Source organism: Streptomyces sp. NPDC086989, assembly GCF_044745505.1.
Taxonomy (GTDB): Bacteria; Actinomycetota; Actinomycetes; order Streptomycetales; family Streptomycetaceae; genus Streptomyces.
Genome location: NZ_JBIVAL010000007.1, coordinates 95,473 through 112,410, shown reverse-complemented (window position 1 = coordinate 112,410; position 16,938 = coordinate 95,473). Strand labels below are relative to the sequence as shown.

Genomic DNA, 16,938 nt, shown 5'->3' with positions numbered 1-16,938 from the left:
CCGACGTTCACCGCAGCCTGCCCGTCTGGATCAACGGCACTGGCCGAAGCGGGGACCCTGCACGGTGACGCCCGGCAGCTGGGGGGCGGGCGTGTTGCCCTCGCACCGCAAGGGTCCGGTGATGGTGGTGCCGGACACGGTGGTGCCGCCCGCGTTGGATTCGAGGGTGACCGCGCCGGTGACCGTACTGCCGTCGCACACGCTGACCGGACCGACCGTCTCCCGCACGGTCAGGGGACCGTCGACGTGCACACCGCAGAGCGACACGGCGAGGGCACGGTCGGCGGAGAACCGCCCGGTGAACGACGCGCCGGAAGCCGCCAGGGCACCATCGGGCTCGATCCGTACCGGACCGACCTGCTGGGCTCCGGCGCCGAGGCAGACCGACTCCCCCGCCGCCACCGTCAAGGGACCCTCGTGCAGCGCCGTCACACAGGGACGGCTGAAACCGACGGTGACCGACAGCGGTTCAGGACTGCTGCTCGGCCGGTGCAGAGAGTCGCCCTCGTACCGCGCTGTGAACCCGTGGGTGCCCGGGCGCATCACGGGGGTGTGGAAGACCACCCGCCCATCCGTCAGCGGCACGGTGCCGAGCGGCTCGTCACCGTCGAAGAGGGCGACGCTGCCGGCCGGGGCGCCTGCGGCGGGAGAGGTGACCTCCGCGGTGAGGGCCGTCGAGTGCCCGTACAGCAGGTCGGTGCTCTCTGCCGTGAGGGTGAGGGTGGTGTCGTACCGCCAGGAGATGACGGCGCGGCCGTTGCCCCGGTTGACGCCTGGGGTCAGGCTGACCTCGGTGGCGAGGGGAGCGGCGTGGCTGCTGCCGCCGCCTCCGCCGGCGCCGGGGAGGTTGTCGGGGTTGCCGCCGCCGGAGCCTCCGCCGCCGCCGAACCAGCCGCCGCCACCGCCTCCGCCGCCGTTTCCGCCGCGCCCGCCGTTGCCTCCGGGGCCGCCGCTGCCCTGGTTGGGCAGGCCGGTGTTGGGGTCCGTGTCACCGCCGGGGATGCCGGGGCCGCCCAGCGCGGAGTTGGGGCTGCCGGTGCCGTGGGCGGTCTGGGTCGCGCCCCCGCCGGCGATACCGGAGCCCTGGGGCCCGTCGGCCTGTCCGCCGGGCTCGCCGGTCAGGCCGCCGCCGTCACCGCCGTGCAGCTGGGGGCCGCCGTTTCCGGCGCCGCCGCCTGCGCCAGCGACCAGGATCCGCTCGGCCGGGCCGAACGCTCCGGTCCGCAGATCCGAGGCCCCGCCGCCGGAGCCGCCGCCGCCGTGCGCACCGCCGCCGCCCGCTCCGTGGCCGTATCCGCCGGGCCGGGCGTACTCCCCGTGTCGGGAACTGCCGGGTATGCCGGCGGCGCCGACGGTGAGCTGGAGGGGCTGGCCCGGGGTGACGGCCAGGGTGGCGCGGGCGTGGCCGCCGAGACCGCCGGGGGCCCCGGCGTTGGGCGGGTTGGGGGCGACGTACCCGGCAGCGCTGCCGCCCTCGGCCCCGTACAGGTCCACGGTCAGGGAGCTGACTCCGGCCGGGACGGTGAAGGTGTCGGTGCCGGGCGCGGTCCAGGCGCAGCTGGCTTCGGTGCCGGTGGCGGGGACGCCCGTCGTCCCGCAGACGGTCGGGGTGTCGGCCGCTGCGACGGCGGGCGGGGAGAGCGCAGCGGCGAGCAGCAGGGCGGTGCCGGCCAGGGCCAGCGCAGGGGTCCGCACGGGGCGGGATGTGTTCATGTGTCAGTTCTTCTGCCGTCTCGGGGGGAAGGGTGGCCGTGCCGGCTCAGATGCCGTCGTCGGCGCACAGCGCCCAGGCGTCGGTGTAGGTGTTCGGGGAGCTGCCGCCGCCGGTGTGCGCGTCGGCGGTCCAGTACGCCGCCGTGGTGGTGCCGTCGCCGAAGGGGCTGCCGCCGGAGGTGCTGGGGAAGCTGCCGTTGAGGTGGTCACCAACAGAGCCGGGGCCGGTGAAGTTGGTGGTGGTGAGGCTGCCGCCGCTGACTGCGGCGCCGCCGCTGACCAGCTTGCCGTCGCCACCGCCGCAGCCGACGGTGGCCGTCTGGCCGGTGGTGGCGGCGGTCGGGCCGCTCACCGAGGTGTGCCGAACCGTAACCGTGACACCGCTGACGTTGATGTTGTTGCCGCTGCAGATGGCGTACGCGTAGGTGGTGTTGCCGCTGTTGCCGCCGCCCCCGTTCCAGCCGACCGCGGACCAGGAGTCCGGGTTGGTCTCACCATTGGCCGCGGCCTTCTGCCCGAAGCCGTGAGCAGAGTCGTTGAAGGTGGGGAAGCTCGCGATCGGCTTGAGGCTGCCGACGCTCGCGGGCGTGATGCGCGCGCCGCCACCCAGCAGGCGGGTGTTGGCGGGGCAGGTGGCCGTGACGAGGCCGAAGGTACCGCTGGTCGTGGGCCCGGCGAGCTTGTTCATCACGACCTGGGTGTGGTTGACGAGGCTGCTGCTGAAGCACATGGCGTACGGGGTGCTGGAGAAGGAGGCGTTGACGGCGCCACCGCTGCCGCCGATGCCGAGCCAGTGGGTGACGTCGGTGCCGACCACCCCGGTGGAGCCGAGGTACTCGGTGCTGCCGTCGGGGCTGGGCACCGTGCCGTTGATCTTGTTGCCGTTGGAGGAGGCGCCGGTGCCGATGGCCTGGCTGATGCCGCCGCCCGAGATCAGGCCGCTGGCACAGGCGGCGTCCGTGGTGATCTCGGCAAAGGTGCCGGCCGGCCCGGCGGTGGCGCCGGGGGTGCGGACGGTGACGCCGACGGAATTGGCGTAGGCGGTGAGCGGGACGGTCACGGCAAGGGCTGCGCCGGCCACGAGGGCGAGGGCCCGGCCCGTCGAACGAGAGCGGTGGTGGAAGGTGAGGTTCATGGGATCCATCTCCTTGGATCTCCGCAGGGATGCGCCCGGTGCGGCGGGCAGCAGCTGCGTACCGTAGCAGCAGAATTCTTCGGCATCTACAGGGTGTTTGACCGGTGAGACCTGGCACATGCAAGGTTGAACAGAGCTCTTCTTTCCGCGGCCGCACGAGGCATCGACTGGCCGAGAGTCCCGACGACCCGGCGGGTCACCCTTGCGGCCGGGGGTGCAGAGCGAAAATCAGGCGCGGCGCCTAGACCCAGGCGCAGGAGGGCAAGTGAGGCCACTCAACAACGACTTGCCAGTTGCTCCGCGCGCGACGCCACTCGTCCGCCTGGGCACAGCTGCCGCGCTGCCTGGAGGCGAAGAAACTACGCCTGCGGATCCCGCCCCGAAGACCAGGCCGAGCCGCGACTGGGTCGCCATCTCACCGCGCGTCGCCACCGCCCTCCGGCACCACGCACGCACAACACCCCGCAGGCGGGGCGATCCTGACGATCCGTTCGCAGGCCTCGTTTTCTGCCGACCCGACGGGCGACCGCTCGGCCCGCACCATGTCCTCGGCCGACTGCATCAGCTGTCCGAGGAAGTCGGCGTCCCGCGGATCACGGTCCACGACCTGCGCCACCTCGCCGCCACCATCACCATCCCCGCCGGCGTGCCGCTCACCGTGGTGTCCAAGACGCTGCCGCACTCCACCCTGTCGACCACCGCCAACATCTACGGCCACCTCACCCGCCAGGCCGCCCGCGAAGCCGTCGACACCATCGACCGCACCCTCACCGGCGCCCAGAACACCAGCTCCGCACCGCACCGGTCGGCGTGGCTGCGACCACCACGCGACCACGTCCGCCAACTCCGCGAGGCCCTCGGCGCACTCCGCTCCCCCGCGCCGCCGGCCTTCTGCGCGGCAGCGGACCGGCCACAGGCTGGACGTGCGGTCACATGGCGACCACCGTGGCCCCGGACGCACGAAAGGCCGTCCTCTCGTGGATGAGAGAACGGCCTCCGACCTGCCAAAAGCATGGTCGGGACGACAGGATTTGAACCTGCGACCCCTTGACCCCCAGTCAAGTGCGCTACCAAGCTGCGCCACGTCCCGTTGTGCCGTTGATCTGGGGTTTCCCCCGGCCCGGCGGCACATGCAGAACATTACCCCACGTAGAGGGGTGCGCATGCACCGGTTTCCGGTGGCGGGGAGGATGGCGGGGTGAACGCACGGGATCGGGACGGTGAGGGGCGGGCGCGCAGTGCGCGGCCGCGGGACGGGCTGGGGCGACCGCTGGCCTACGGGGAGCCGGGGGTGGAGCGGCAGCCCGAGGGGGTCGTGCGGACGCCCGCGCAGACGGTGGCCGAGGCGCAGCGGCTGCTGGACGCCGGGATGCCGTTCCACGCGCACGAGGTGTTCGAGGACGCATGGAAGTCCGGGCCGCCGGCCGAGGCCCCGCTGTGGCGGGCCCTTGCGCAGCTGGCCGTCGGGCTCACGCACGCCGCACGCGGGAACGCCGTCGGCGGGGCCCGCCTGCTGCGCCGGGGGGCCGATGCCCTGGCCTTGGCCGGGCCGGAGGGGGCTCATGGGATCGACCTGGCGGGTCTGGTCCGCTGGGCCCGGGAGTTGGCCTTGCGGGTGGAAGCCGGGGCGGCGGTCGACGCGGCGGCCGAGGCGCCGCGGCTCGTCTCCCCGCCGGACCGGCCGGCCCCCGCCTGATCGTGGACGGCCCCGGCCCCGGCCCCGGTCGGGGCCGGGCCGCCCGCAGCCGTCGCGGCCCCGACGGGACACCCGCACCAGCGCCTCCGCGGCCCGCGCGGGCGGCGAGCCCGTCGAGCGGGTCCGGGCCGGCCCGTCGCGCGGGTCCAGGCGGGGCCGTCGAGCGGGTCCCCGGGCAAGGGGCTACGCGGGTTCCAGGAGGTCCCAGCGGTTGCCGTAGAGGTCCTCGAAGACCGCCACCGAGCCGTACGCCTCGTGGCGCGGTTCCTCCAGGAAGCGGACGCCCTCGGCGGTCATCCGGGTGTGGTCGCGGGCGAAGTCGTCGGTGTACAGGAAGAAGCCGACCCGGCCGCCCGTCTGGTCCCCGACCCGGGAGCGCTGGGCGTCGTCCTTGGCACGGGCGAGCAGCAGCGCGGCCTCGGTGGCGCCGTCCGGGCGGACCACGACCCAGCGGGAGCCGTCCGGGCGCGGGGTGTCCTCGACGAGGGTGAAGCCGAGGGCTCGGGTGTAGAAGTCGATGGCCTCGTCGTAGTCGCGGACGACGAGGGCGGTGAGGGCGATGTAGGCGGGCATGGCACTCATTGTGCTGGTCCGCTCATCAGGATCACCTCCAGGGTGCGCGGACCGTGCACGCCCTCCACCCGGTCGAGCTCGATGTCGCTGGTGGCGGAGGGGCCGGAGATCCAGGTCAGCGGCCGCGTCGGGGTCAGCAGGGGCAGGGCCTGCGGGACCGAGTCCACCACCTGGTCCGGTACCCGGACCACGCAGACGTGGTGGTCGGGGATCAGGGTGATGCGGCGCCGGCCCTGGCCGGGGCCGCCGTCGAGGACGATCGTGCCGGTCTCGGCGATCGCCAGGGCGCAGCCGGTCACCACGCTGTCCACCGCGTCGAGTTCGTACGGGGTGGAGTCCGCCCGGTCCGGCACCGCCTGCGCCCGCGACCCGCGGAGCCAGTGCGGGGGCAGGCCGGCCGGGACGAGGACCGTCTGCGCGCCCCGCTCGGCGAGGAGCCGGGCCAGGAGCGGCGCGAGGCCGCCCTCGTCGGTGCGGTGGACCTTCGCCCGGTACTCCGCGAGGTTCGCGGCGAGGAGGTCGGCCGTCCCGGCCGGGGTGCGGGCGCCGTGGACGCGGAGGTAGTCCCGTGGGACGGCGGCGTCCAAAGCGAGGTCGGCGGCGAGGTCGGCGGCCAAGTCTGCGGCCGGGCCGGCAGCCGCGTCCGCCGTCGCGCGACGGATCCGGCCCAGGATGCGGTCCCTGCTGCTCATGCCCGTTCTCCCCGCTCCCGCGCCCACCAATGGCGAAACGACTCGGCCGGGAGTTCCGGCAGCTCCCGGCTGTCCGTCCAGGCCCGCCCGGCCCCCGGCAGCCGGCGCGGCCGCAGCCGCCGGGCCCGGGCCAGCAGCCGCTCCCCCGCGCGCAGCGCACCCGGGTGGTCCAGGAGCAGCCGCGCCGCCCGCATCGCGGCCCGTTCGGCGGCGTGCCCCCTCGCCGGGCGGATGCGGACGCGGATGCCCTCGCGGGTCACCGGTCCGCCCTGGGCCACGCGTTCACGCAGGTGGAGCAGGATCTCCGGGATGTCGATGGCGACCGGGCAGACTTCATAGCAGGCCCCGCACAGGGTCGAGGCGTACGGCAGCGAGGCGTCGATCGCGCTGCCGGTTCCCCGTAGTTGGGGGCTCAGGACGGCGCCGATCGGGCCGGGGTAGACGGAGCCGTACGCGTGGCCGCCGGCGCGTTCGTACACCGGGCAGACGTTGAGGCAGGCGGAGCAGCGGATGCAGCGCAGGGCCTGGCGGCCGACGGGGTCGGCGAGGGTGTCGGTGCGGCCGTTGTCGAGCAGGACGAGGTGGAAGGCGGAGGGGCCGTCGCCGTCGGCCCCTCTCGAGGGCCCCAGTCCGGTCCACATCGTCGTGTACGGGTTCATCCGCTCGGCAGTGGAGGAGCGGGGCAGGGTCTGGAGGAAGATCTCCAGGTCCCGGAAGGTGGGGACGACCTTCTCGATGCCCACCACCGAGATCAGGGTCTCGGGCAGCGTCAGGCACATGCGGCCGTTGCCCTCGGACTCGAAGACGACCATCGTGCCCGTCTCGGCGACCATGAAGTTGGCCCCGGACACGCCGACCCTGGCGCGCAGGAACTTCTCGCGCAGGTGGAGGCGGGCGGCCTCGGCGAGCTCGCGCGGGTCGTCGCCGAGCCCCTCGGGGGCGGGGCGGCCCCAGTGGCCCATCTCCGCCACGAAGAGGTCCCGGATCTCGGCCCGGTTGCGGTGGATCGCCGGGACCAGGATGTGGGAGGGCCGGTCGTGTCCGAGCTGGACGATGAGCTCGGCGAGGTCCGTCTCGTAGGCGGCGATCCCGGCGGCTTCGAGGGCCTCGTTGAGGCCGATCTCCTGGGTGGCCATGGACTTGACCTTGACCACTTCCCGCTCGCCCGTGGCCAGGACCAGCGCGGTGACGATCCGGTTGGCCTCGTCCGCGTCGGCGGCCCAGTGGACGGTGCCGCCGGCGGCCGTCACCGCCTCCTCCAGCTGGAGCAGGTAGCGGTCGAGGTGGCGCAGGGTGTGGTCCTTGACCGCCTTGCCCGCCGCGCGCAGCCGGTCCCAGTCGGCCATCTCGGCCACGGCCCGGGCCCGTTTGTCGCGGATGGTGTGGGTGGCGTGCCGGAGGTTGGCGCGCAGCACCCGGTCGCCGACGGCCTCGCGCGCCGCGTCGGGGAACGCCGGCATCCCCATGAACGTGCCCGTCATCCGGAGCTCCTGCCCGTCATCTCAGCGGCTCCTCCTCCGTCGAGGTCCCCGTCGAGGCCTCCGTCGACGCCCCACCGAAGGCCGAGGCTTCCGTCGAGGCCAGGATCTCGGCGATGTGCAGGGCGCGCATCGCCCCTCCCCGGCGGCGCAGGATCCCGCCGAGGTGGGCCAGGCAGGAGTTGTCGGCCCCGCAGAGCACCTCCGCCCCGGTCCCGGCGGCGCTGTCCACCTTGTCGGTGCCCATGGCCGCGGACACGTCCGGGTTCTTCACCGCGAAGGTGCCGCCGAAACCGCAGCACTCCTCGGCGCCGGGCAGTTCGACGAGGTCCAGGCCCTTGACGGCGGCGAGCAGCCGTCGCGGGCGGTCCCCCAGGCCGAGCCCGCGCAGACCATGACAGGAGGGGTGATAGGTGACGGTGTGCGGGAAGTACGCGCCCACGTCGGTCACCCCGAGGACGTCGACCACGAACTCGGTCAGCTCGTACACGCGCGGTACGAGGTCATCAACCTGCGCCACCAGCCCGGGGCTCCGCCTCTCCCGCTCCGCCAGGCGGGCGATGCGCGGGTAGTGGCTGCGGACCATCGCGGCGCAGGAACCCGACGGGGTGACCACGTACGGGTGGCCCGCGAAGGCCTCGGCGGTGCGCCGCAGCAGGGGTTCGCTCTCGCGCCGGTAGCCGGTGTTGTACTGCGGCTGGCCGCAGCAGGTCTGGGCCGCGGGGAAGTCCACGCCGACGCCGAGCCGCTCCAGCAGGCGTACGACGGCGATCCCGGTCCGGGGGTACAGCGCGTCGTTGACGCAGGTGACGAACAGGGCGGCACGCATGATGGGCACAATAGCCCGGTGAAGAAGTTCTCAGTGATCGGCATAGGCGCGGGCGACCCGGACCATCTGACCCTCCAGGCGGTCAGGGCGATCGGCGCGGCGGACGCATTCCTCATCCTGGAGAAGGGCGAGGAGAAGGCGGATCTGACCGGGCTGCGGCGCGCGATGCTCGATGCGCACGCCCGCCCCGGCCACCGGCTCGTGGAGGGCCGGGATCCGGACCGGGACCGGACCCCGGCCGACTACGCCCCGACCGTCGACGGCTGGCGCAGTGCACGCGCCGCGATCTTCGAGCGGTTCATCGCCGAGGACCTGGCGGAGGGCGAGACCGGCGCGTTCCTGGTGTGGGGCGACCCCTCCCTGTACGACTCCACCCTCGCCATCCTCGACGAGGTGCTGGAACGCGGCCGGGTGGCGTTCGAGCACGAGGTCGTGCCGGGCATCAGCAGCATCTCCGCGCTGCTGGCCCGGCACCGGACCAACCTGAACCGGGTGGGCCGGCCGGTCCAGATCACCACCGGGCGGCGCCTCGCCGAGGGCTGGCCGCAGGACGTGGACGACGTGGTGGTGATGCTGGACGCCCGGCACGCCTTCACCGCCCACCTCGACCAGGACCTGTTCATCTACTGGGGGGCCTACGTCGGCACCCCGGACGAGATCCTGGTCTCGGGGAAGCTGGCGGAGGTCGCCGGCCGGATCGAGGAGCTCCGGACCGAGGCCCGCGCCCGCAAGGGCTGGATCATGGACACGTACCTGCTGCGGCGCGGCTGAGCCGCGTCGGCGCGGGAGGTCAGCTCAGGTAGGCCGGCAGCCCGGCGGCGAGGCGTTCGTACTCCTCGGGCCGGTTGTAGATCTGCCCGCAGACCCGGATGCCGCCGCCGCCCGGCCACGGCCAGATCAGCACCCGGATGCCCAGCTCCGCCGCGATCCGCTCGCGCAGGACGCGGGCGTCCTCCTGGGTCTCGGCGGTGCCCGGCGGCAGCCGCAGGGCGCGCATCGCGAGCCCTGCGGTGTACGGCAGCGGGGTGACCCCGGGGATCTCCGCGAGCAGGGCCGCGCCGTGGGCGGCGAGGGCGCTGTTGTGGGCCCGCACCTTCGCGGCGTCCAGCCGGTCGAGGAGGTCCAGGCCTTCGGGGGCGGCGAGCCAGCCGGTGTAGTCGGCGGTTGCGCGGTTCTCGACGGACCGGGGGAAACCGTGCTCGTCCTCCCAGGAGGGCACGAGGGCGCGGACCCGGGCGCGGTGTGCGGGGGCGACGGCGAGGACGGCGCTGCCGGAGGGCGCGTACCCCCATTTGTGCAGGTTGCCGAACCAGAAGTCGGCGCCGCCGGCGAGCGGGTCCGCGATCATGCCCGGGGCGTGGGCCGCGTCGACGAGCGTGGTGATGCCGCGGGCGGCCAGGTCGGCGAGCAGCCCGGGCGAGGCGATGAGCCGGGCGGTGGGCGAGCTGATGTGGTCGAGCACGGCCACCTTGGTACGGGGTGTCAGCCCGGCCAGCACGGTCTCCCGAACGGCGTCCTCGTCGGGCAGGTCCGGGGCGAGGGCGACGGTGGTGATCCGGGCGCGGCGGGCGGCGGCCGCGACGACGGTGCCGTAGCCGTGGTCGGTGACCAGGATCTCGTCGCCGTCGGCGAGCGGGACGGCGTCGAGGGCCAGGTTGGCGCCCTCGGTGGCGTTGGCGATGAAGGCCGTGCCGTCGGGGTCGGCGCCGAGCCGGCGGGCGACGCGGGTCCGGGCGGCGGCGATCCGGTCGGCCGCGCCGATGAAGAAGGCGTCGGGGTCGGCGTGCGCCTCCTCGCGCAGGGCGGCCTGGGCGTCCTGCACGGGGATCGGCACGGCGCCGAACGATCCGTGGTTCAGGTGGGAGACGGCGGGATCTAGGCGGAACAGGGCCCGCCCGCCGGGGAATTCGGCGGGCGGGGTCGGCATCTGCCGGGTCATCGGACCTCCGGGGTTGCGGCGCGGGTGTCGCCCGCATCATCGCTCCCGCCGCGGCCCCGGCACAGGGCGGGTCCCTAAGGGCTCATTTCGAACGTGGGGGGCTTGAGACCCTTGAGGCAGGCGGTGTTCGGCTTCGTCGGGGTGTCGAAGAAGGAGACGGCGATCTGCTGGGCGCACTTCGAGGTGGCGAACACCACGTGCGGCTCGTAGGGGACCGTGACGACGGTCGCGTGGGGCAGCGTGCGGGCGACGTAGGGGCCGTTGTCCGCCCCGGTCTGGGAGTCGAACCCGCCCGACAGGGCGAGGGTGGGGATGTCGCTGCGCGTGACGTCACGGATCGAGGGCGCCGCCGCGGGGACGTTCCAGACCTTGCAGTCGGGACGCAGGAACGCCAGCTGCGGGGCCTGGGCCTGGACCGAGCGCGGGAACGTCGGGAAGGCGTCCTGCCCGCCCTTGAGCGCCTGGGCCTGGGTTTCGTACGGGGTCCACTCGCTGCAGAAGATGCCGTAGACGAGTCCGTGCGCGACCCTGCCGATGGCCTGGGGGCTGAGCTTGCCGCCGGCCCACTGCCGAGCGATCCGCTGCGGTTTGCCGTGTGCCAGCTCGTCGAGGGCGAGGGGGACCTGGGGCGCCACGTGGGTGGCGGAGGTCATCCAGTTCACCAGGGCTCCGCCGTCCAGGACGACCTTCACCGGCTTCGGGTGGCCGGGGAGGGTGACGGTGGTGGTGACCGGCTTGGCTTCGAGCTGCCGGACGAGCCGGTCGAAGGTGGCCGGCAGGTTCGGATAGCGGCGGTTGCAGGCCGGCTGGTCCGCGCAGGCCTTGAACAGGCCGTCGAAGCCCTGCCTGGCGGCGCTCCAGGTCAGGGCGGACCCGGCCGTGGACGGCGGCAGGATGCCGTCGATGCCGACCGACCGGAGGCCCTGCGGGTGCTGGCGCATGTAGACCAGCGCGAGGTGGGTGCCGTAGGAGATGCCGTACAGGTTCCACTGCCCCAGCCCCAGTGCGGCGCGCAGGTCCTCGTAGTCGGCGGCGCTCTCGGTGTCGTTGTACGCGCCGAGATCGGCCCCGGTCGCCGCCAGTCTCTCGCGGCAGGCCCGCGTCGCCTCGACGTGCAGCCGCCCGGTGGACGGCGCGTCGTAGACGAGGCCGAGCGAGCGGGCGTTGAACTCGTCGATGTTGGGGCAGGTGAACACCGGGTCGGCCGAGTACGTGCCGCGCTGGGACATGAAGATGACGTCGCGGTCGCGGTTCAGGCCGCCGTCGATCGCCATCTTCGCCTCCCCGACCGCGTCGTCACCGGGTCCGCCGGCCAGCCACACGATCGGGTCGGGCTTCGGTTCGGCGGACGCCGCCCTCACGATCGCGACACCGAGCTTGATCTTCCGGCCGTCCGGCTTGCCGCGGTCCTCGGGGACGGTGAGCGTGCCGCAGCGGGCTCCCTCCAGTGCGGCGACCGGCTCGGGGGTCTTCGGGCAGGGTCCGGGCTCGAAGCGGGCGTCGCCCACCGTCCGGGCCACCGTTCCGACCGGCGCTCCGGGGCTGGGACTCGTCCCCGTACCGTGCCCTGCGTGGACGGGTGTGGCGAGCAGGCCCGTGATGAGGATCCCGGTGGCCACCGCGGCCGACCTGGCGTGCAGCCGTCGCACGGCGGGGCGACGACGGGGCGCGTGGGTGAGAGCCATCTGCCCTCCCAGTCACTTCGGGACGATGGTGAACGGTTTCGGCTTCACGTCGGCCGCGCAACCGGTGTCGGGCGCGGTCGGACGGGCGAGGAACGAGGCCAGCACCTGCTGCGCGCAGGGCGACTGCGGGACGACCCAGTGGCCGATCCCGGGGATCACCACGGACGTCGAGCGGGACAGGGTCCGGGCGGCGTCCTTCGCCATGCTCGCCCCGGTCTTCGTGTCGAACGTGCCGGAGACGATGAGCGTCGGCACCGCGCTCCGGGTGGCGACCCGCTGGACGGCGGCGCGGTCCGGAACGTTCCAGGTGCGGCACACCGCGTACTGGAAGGGGAGCTGCGGGGCTTGGGCGAGGACCGTGTCGGGCCATCCGGGGAAGGCCTTGCGCCCCGCGTTCAGCAGGTCGGACTCCGAGGAGCCCGGCACCCATTCGCCGCACGCCACCGACTCCGTCAGACCGTGGCCCCAGACACCGACGCTCCCCGCCGAGTCGGCCGCGCGGGCCTGCGCGAAGCGCTGCGGGCGGCCGCGGCTCAGTTCGTCGAGCGCCGCCGGGACATCGACGGGCTTGACGCCGCCCGCGACGAGCACGTTCAGCAGGGCACCGCCGTCGAGGTCGACCTTGACGGGGTCTCCCCCGCCCGGCGGCCGGGCGTTCGTCACCAGCGGGTGCGCCTCCAGCTTGCGCACCTGCTCGGTCAGCGTGCGGTCGAGGTCGGGGTAGCGGCTCTTGCAACGGGGCTCGGCGGCGCACGCGTCGAGGACGGCGTCGATGCCCTGCCGGGCGCTGCTCCAGGTCACGGGCAGGACGGTGAGCGCCGGAGGGGAGAGGGAGTCGATCGCGACGGCGCGGATGCCCTGGGGGTGCTCGCGCAGATAGGTGAGGGCCAGGTCGGTGCCGTAGGAATAGCCGTAGACGTTCCACTGCTTGATGCCGAGCGCGGTGCGCAGGTCGGCGAAGTCGGCTGCGTTCTCAGTGGTGTTGTAGGCGCTCAGGTCGATACCGTCGGCCGCCAGGCGGTCGCGGCACTTGCCCACGGCGTCCAGCAGGGCCCGCTTCGATGCCGCCGAGTCGTAACGCAGGCCCACGGCCTGCCTGTTGTACCGGTCGATCTCCGGGCAGGCGAGGTGTGGCCGGGTGTACAGGTCTCCGCGCTGGGCCATGATGATCAGGTCGCGGTCGCGGTTGAGACCGGAGTCGACGAGGAAGGGAATGTCGTCGAACGTGTCGGCTCCCGGGCCGCCGGACATGAACACGACGGGTTCCGCGGCGGGTTTCGCCGCCTTGGCCGGGATGACCGCCACCGGCAGCTCGATGGTCCGCCCGCCGGGCCGGGCGCGGTTCTCGGGGACCTTCAGGAGGCCGCAGCGCGCGCCGGCGAGCGCTGCGATCGGCTCGGGCGGCTTGGGGCAGGGGCCGGGCACGAACCGCGGCGCAGGGGCTGTCGGGCCGGGCCCGGCGGCGGGCGCGGGGGCGAGTGACGGGGCGGCGCCGGCGGATGCCGTGCCGAACGTCGCCAGACAGACCACGGCGGCCGCGGCCGCCGCGTTGATCCCGTGCTTGGCCATGTGTTCCCGTTCCTGTGCCGTCATCCGCGGCCGCCCGGCCGGGCCGTGCCGCCGCGGGATGGTGGAACGCACCTCTTCGACGGTACCGGCCGGCACGGAACCGCGCATACGGTGGCACATCAGCGCGGACTGTGACCCCTCCGGTGGAGCCGGGCGAGCCGCGGCGGGGCGGGGCGGGGCCGTAGTGGACCGGGACAGCCCTCAGTCGCGCCCGCTGGTGACGGCGTAGTACTGCAAGTCCTGGACCTGCACCGTGCGGTCCGCCGCGTAGGGCAGTTTCGCCTCCGCGCCGGGCCTGCCGTCGCGGACCACCACGGCGGAACTGGTGCCGGGCCGCAGCGGGAGCAGCTCGGAGTGGACGCCGGCCGGGGCCTCGTGTGCGTTCCGGGCCGTGCCCACGGCCGTACGGATGCTCGCCGGGGCCGTCAGGAAGCTGAGGACCTCCACGGTGTCGCGGGGCGCCGCGCTGCCCTTGCGCGGGGACATCAGCAGTGACTGGGTGCCGGCCGGGTCCGCGGCGGCGAACTGGGTGCGGGCGCAGACGTACAGCGTGTCCCGGACGATCCTCGGCCAGCTGCCCGTCTTGAACTTGGTCAGGTAGTAGGAGGTCAGGTCGAGGTAGGCGTACCCGTTGTGCAGGGAGGGCGCGAACTGGCTCCCCTCGGAGTAGTCGTTCCAGGTGGTGAGCTGCACCCAGTCGGCGCCGTCGTCGATGGCGTGGGTCCAGGTGGAGCGCAGGGTGGCGGTGTTGCCGGCCTCGTCGTAGATGCCCTGGTTGGGGCGGGCGTCCTGGACCGACACGGGCTGCATCCAGATCTTGCCCGCGCCGTGGGCCCGCTGCACGTCGCGGGTGGCGCTCTCCTGGCCGACGTAACTGCGGCTGCCCCACTCGGAGAAGCCGTGGCTGATGGGCGCGAACCGGGCGCTGTTGCCGTCGAAGTCGAGGAACGTCGGGACGAATGCGGTGCGGATCCCGTGCCGGGTCTTCAGGAGGTCGAGGACCTGCGTCCACCAGGCGACGCTCTTGGCCTCCGCCTTGAAGGGGGACACGACGAGCCGGCCGTCGCCGAGGCGGTGTGCGGCGGGGGTCTTGCCGAGGGCCGCGACGGCGTCGGCGAGCAGGCCGGGGTCGTCGGTGTCCAGTGAGGTCATGTCCGGCATCAGCATGATCTTGAACCCGGGGTCGACGGCATGGGCGGCCCGCATCAGCAGGCCGGCGCGGTCCCGGTTGGGTCCGGAGAGGGAGAGCAGGTCGAGGGTGAACCCGTCGAGGCCCGCGGCGCGGGCGGTGCGCACCTCCTGTTCGAGGTTGGCGAGTTCCCAGTCGCCGGCCTTGGGTGCGACGGGCAGCGGCCTGTCGCGCAGCAGGCCGCCGTACCGCTCGTGTTTGCCGTTCTCCCCGGCCGGGTTCAGGTAGTTGCGGGTGTAGTAGTCGGCGTCGGCGCTCGCGTTGTCCAGCGAGAGCGGGTACGGGGTGAAGTAGTGCGCGAACACGAGCTTCCCGCCCGCGCTGCCGGTCCGCAGGGCGGCCACTGGGGGAAGGTCGAACGGCAGTGCCCCGGCGGGCCGCCCGGCAGCGGTGTCCCCCGCTCCGTCGTCGCCGCCCTGCCCGGTGCCGTCCGGGCTCGGGCCGGACGCGGTCGGGCCGGGGGCGGGGACGCTCGCCCCGGACGCGGGGTCCTCGCCGGTTGCGCCGGGGCCGCCCGGCCAGGGGGTGGCGGTCACGGGTGCGGAGACCTCCCGGCGCGCATCACCGGTGAACGGGTCCCAGGCGATGCCGGTGGCGGCGAAGACGCCGAACAGCAGGAAGACGGCGGCCGACAGGGTCAGCAGCGACCGGCCCCGGAAGCCCGGACGGCGGCGGTGCGAACTCATCGTGGGTGCCCTCCCCTGCACGAGCCCCGAGTACGGGACTGCACAGCAGTAGAGCCGATCCGCGGCCGCCGGACAACCGTGGGGAGCGGGCGGCCGCCGCAGACCGCTGGGGCCGTGCGATCCGGTGTGCAGGGCCCGTTCGTCCTCGGCGGGGCACGCGCGGGCCGTTCCCGCTCGCCGCCCTGCCCCCCACCTGGCTGAATGGACAAAAGCACGTCCCGTGTACAAGTTATCCGGAATCCGGCATTCCCCTGGCCTTCCGGCAGAACTGGCGCATAATCGTCGCTACGCGGCCCGAAAGTACCCTTGGCCGCGCATGGGACACGCATGCAATGGGGGGCATCGTGCCGATGAGGGATCCAGTCCGGACCGGCACGCTGCCGGCGACGTCCGACGAGCTGTCCCGGCTGCTGACGGCCGTGCGACGCGGACGGGTGCTGACGGTCACCGGGCGGTTCCGGGAGCCGCGGAGCCTGCTGGTGCGGGAGATCGCCGAGCGGCTCTCGTCCAACTTCTGCGACGGCGTGGCCGTCATCACGGTGGAGCGGCCCTTCGGCCCGCGCGAGCTGACGGCCGCGCTGGGCCGTGTCGCGGGCGTGCCCTCCCTGCCGTGCGCAGCACCCGACGCCGTCTCGTGGCTCGCGGAGCGGGACATGCTCCTCGTCCTGGACGGCACCGACCACCTCGCGCCCGAGACGCTCACCTGGCTGCGGAACCTGCTCACGGCGGCCCCCGGCCTGCGCATCCTGGGCGCGGGCCGGTGCCCGCTGGCCTTCGACGGGGAACGCGTCCACCGCCTCTGACTGCGGCCGGTCCCCGACGTGCGACGGACCGGCCACGGCCCCGTCAGCCGCGGTGCGAGCGCAGGATCCGCTGCAGCAACGGGGGGACCGGTGCCCGCGGCACGGGCGCGGACCCGGGACCCGCGGGCAGCCGGTCGCGCAGCTGGGTCCAGACCGCGTCCGGGCACGGGCCCTGGGGCCGGGACTTCAGGAACCTGCGGTACGGCACGATCCGCGGCTCGCGGCCGATCTCCACCCAGTGGGGACGGCCCGAGACCTCGTCCCAGCCGTGGTTGGGGATCCGGATGTGGTCGCGCCGGCCGTCCTTGTCCTTGCTGGTGATCTGGGCGACCTGCGCGCGGCCGGACCCGGTCGTCAGGACCACGCAGTAGTGCCGCAGCTGCCGCTCCGGATCCTCCCGCAGCGGGACCATGGCCAGCCAGACCTCGCCCGGCCGCGGGCGGGCACCGATCGCCTTGTCCCACCGGCGCACGCCCAGGAAGACGAGGAGCGCCGCACACCCGGCGGCACACGCCGCAACACCCGCCCGGACGTTCCAGGGCGCTCCGGCCAGCCCGTCCTCGGTGGAGGCGGCCGCCGCGGCGCCGGCGGCGAGCAGCACCGTCACGCGGACGAGGAACATCCACCACGCGACGCGCCCGCCCCGGCCCGCCACCGCGACGAGGACGCAGGCCACCACGACCGGGATCCCGTGGACGACGGCCCACGGGCCGGCGCCCTCCACCGCGACCGGCGGGGTCTGCCGGGCCAGCAGGTCGGGCAGCAGCACGGGCGACGCGAGCAGGACCCCGACGAGCCCCACGCCGGCGAGCAGCAGGTAACCCGCGCAGCCGATGCCCGCACGGGAGGTGTTCTCGCGACGCGCCACCCGTTCTCCCCCCAGAGCCCCGGCGGCACGCTAACGCACCCGCAACGGGCTCGCCAGGGGCCCCCGGCGGTCACGGGCGCACT

General features: G+C 74.0%; 15 protein-coding genes and 1 tRNA gene. 4 read left to right on the top strand and 12 right to left on the bottom strand.

The features are described 5' to 3' along the window. Positions 1 to 30 precede the first annotated feature (30 nt). Complete coding sequence (locus ACIPK4_RS18595) at positions 31 to 1,713, bottom strand: Ig-like domain-containing protein (RefSeq protein WP_402313850.1); 1,683 nt, start codon at positions 1,711 to 1,713, stop codon at positions 31 to 33. A 46-nt stretch (positions 1,714 to 1,759) separates the two neighbouring features. Then, on the bottom strand, positions 1,760 to 2,848 hold the full coding sequence (locus tag ACIPK4_RS18590) for a hypothetical protein (RefSeq protein ID WP_402313848.1): 1,089 nt from the start codon (positions 2,846 to 2,848) through the stop codon (positions 1,760 to 1,762). 214 nt (positions 2,849 to 3,062) lie between these two features. Between ACIPK4_RS18590 and ACIPK4_RS18585 the strand changes: the two genes are divergently transcribed. Then, on the top strand, positions 3,063 to 3,833 hold the full coding sequence (locus ACIPK4_RS18585) for a tyrosine-type recombinase/integrase (RefSeq protein ID WP_402313846.1): 771 nt from the start codon (positions 3,063 to 3,065) through the stop codon (positions 3,831 to 3,833). Between the two features lie 28 nt (positions 3,834 to 3,861). On the opposite strand, the gene ACIPK4_RS18580 is transcribed toward ACIPK4_RS18585, so the two are convergent. Then, positions 3,862 to 3,938, bottom strand: a tRNA-Pro gene (locus ACIPK4_RS18580). A 108-nt stretch (positions 3,939 to 4,046) separates the two neighbouring features. Here ACIPK4_RS18580 and ACIPK4_RS18575 point away from each other — a divergent pair. Then, on the top strand, positions 4,047 to 4,544 hold the full coding sequence (locus tag ACIPK4_RS18575) for a DUF309 domain-containing protein (protein ID WP_402313844.1): 498 nt from the start codon (positions 4,047 to 4,049) through the stop codon (positions 4,542 to 4,544). Positions 4,545 to 4,727: 183 nt separating this feature from the next. Here the strand turns inward: ACIPK4_RS18575 and ACIPK4_RS18570 are convergent, their stop codons facing one another. Genes ACIPK4_RS18570 through ACIPK4_RS18555 form a run of 4 tightly spaced genes read right to left on the bottom strand, consistent with a single transcriptional unit; the run spans position 4,728 to position 8,116 of the window. Beyond that, entirely contained in the window at positions 4,728 to 5,117 is a 390-nt protein-coding gene (locus tag ACIPK4_RS18570) for a VOC family protein (protein ID WP_402313842.1), read from the bottom strand. A gap of 5 nt (positions 5,118 to 5,122) precedes the next feature. Then, entirely contained in the window at positions 5,123 to 5,809 is a 687-nt protein-coding gene (locus ACIPK4_RS18565; RefSeq protein WP_402313840.1) for a lactate utilization protein C, read from the bottom strand. After that, positions 5,806 to 7,290: a lactate utilization protein B gene (locus ACIPK4_RS18560; RefSeq protein WP_402313838.1), complete on the bottom strand. Its 1,485-nt coding sequence runs from the start codon at positions 7,288 to 7,290 to the stop codon at positions 5,806 to 5,808. Before ACIPK4_RS18560 ends, ACIPK4_RS18565 begins: the two co-directional genes overlap by 4 nt. Positions 7,291 to 7,306: 16 nt before the next feature. Then, positions 7,307 to 8,116, bottom strand: coding sequence for a (Fe-S)-binding protein (locus ACIPK4_RS18555; protein WP_402313836.1), 810 nt, complete (start codon positions 8,114 to 8,116; stop codon positions 7,307 to 7,309). An 18-nt stretch (positions 8,117 to 8,134) separates the two neighbouring features. Here ACIPK4_RS18555 and cobF point away from each other — a divergent pair, with 18 nt between their 5' ends. Continuing rightward, the gene (gene cobF / locus ACIPK4_RS18550) at positions 8,135 to 8,887 is read left to right on the top strand and encodes a precorrin-6A synthase (deacetylating) (protein ID WP_402313834.1); all 753 of its coding nucleotides are present in this window, start codon (positions 8,135 to 8,137) and stop codon (positions 8,885 to 8,887) included. 19 nt (positions 8,888 to 8,906) lie between these two features. Here cobF and ACIPK4_RS18545 read toward each other — a convergent pair whose 3' ends face one another. The 4 genes from ACIPK4_RS18545 to ACIPK4_RS18530 form a co-directional block, all read right to left on the bottom strand. Further along, positions 8,907 to 10,055, bottom strand: a complete 1,149-nt coding sequence (locus tag ACIPK4_RS18545; protein WP_402313832.1) for an aminotransferase class V-fold PLP-dependent enzyme — start codon at positions 10,053 to 10,055, stop codon at positions 8,907 to 8,909. A 74-nt stretch (positions 10,056 to 10,129) separates the two neighbouring features. Beyond that, the gene (locus tag ACIPK4_RS18540) at positions 10,130 to 11,740 is read right to left on the bottom strand and encodes an alpha/beta fold hydrolase (protein ID WP_402313830.1); all 1,611 of its coding nucleotides are present in this window, start codon (positions 11,738 to 11,740) and stop codon (positions 10,130 to 10,132) included. 12 nt (positions 11,741 to 11,752) lie between these two features. Beyond that, positions 11,753 to 13,381: an alpha/beta fold hydrolase gene (locus tag ACIPK4_RS18535; protein WP_402313828.1), complete on the bottom strand. Its 1,629-nt coding sequence runs from the start codon at positions 13,379 to 13,381 to the stop codon at positions 11,753 to 11,755. Positions 13,382 to 13,510: 129 nt separating this feature from the next. After that, on the bottom strand, positions 13,511 to 15,184 hold the full coding sequence (locus ACIPK4_RS18530) for a glycoside hydrolase family 71 protein (protein ID WP_402313826.1): 1,674 nt from the start codon (positions 15,182 to 15,184) through the stop codon (positions 13,511 to 13,513). A gap of 350 nt (positions 15,185 to 15,534) precedes the next feature. Here ACIPK4_RS18530 and ACIPK4_RS18525 point away from each other — a divergent pair, with 350 nt between their 5' ends. Further along, positions 15,535 to 15,987, top strand: a complete 453-nt coding sequence (locus ACIPK4_RS18525; RefSeq protein WP_402313824.1) for a hypothetical protein — start codon at positions 15,535 to 15,537, stop codon at positions 15,985 to 15,987. A gap of 43 nt (positions 15,988 to 16,030) precedes the next feature. Here ACIPK4_RS18525 and ACIPK4_RS18520 read toward each other — a convergent pair whose 3' ends face one another. Continuing rightward, positions 16,031 to 16,855, bottom strand: coding sequence for a hypothetical protein (locus ACIPK4_RS18520; RefSeq protein WP_402313822.1), 825 nt, complete (start codon positions 16,853 to 16,855; stop codon positions 16,031 to 16,033). Positions 16,856 to 16,938 lie beyond the last annotated feature (83 nt).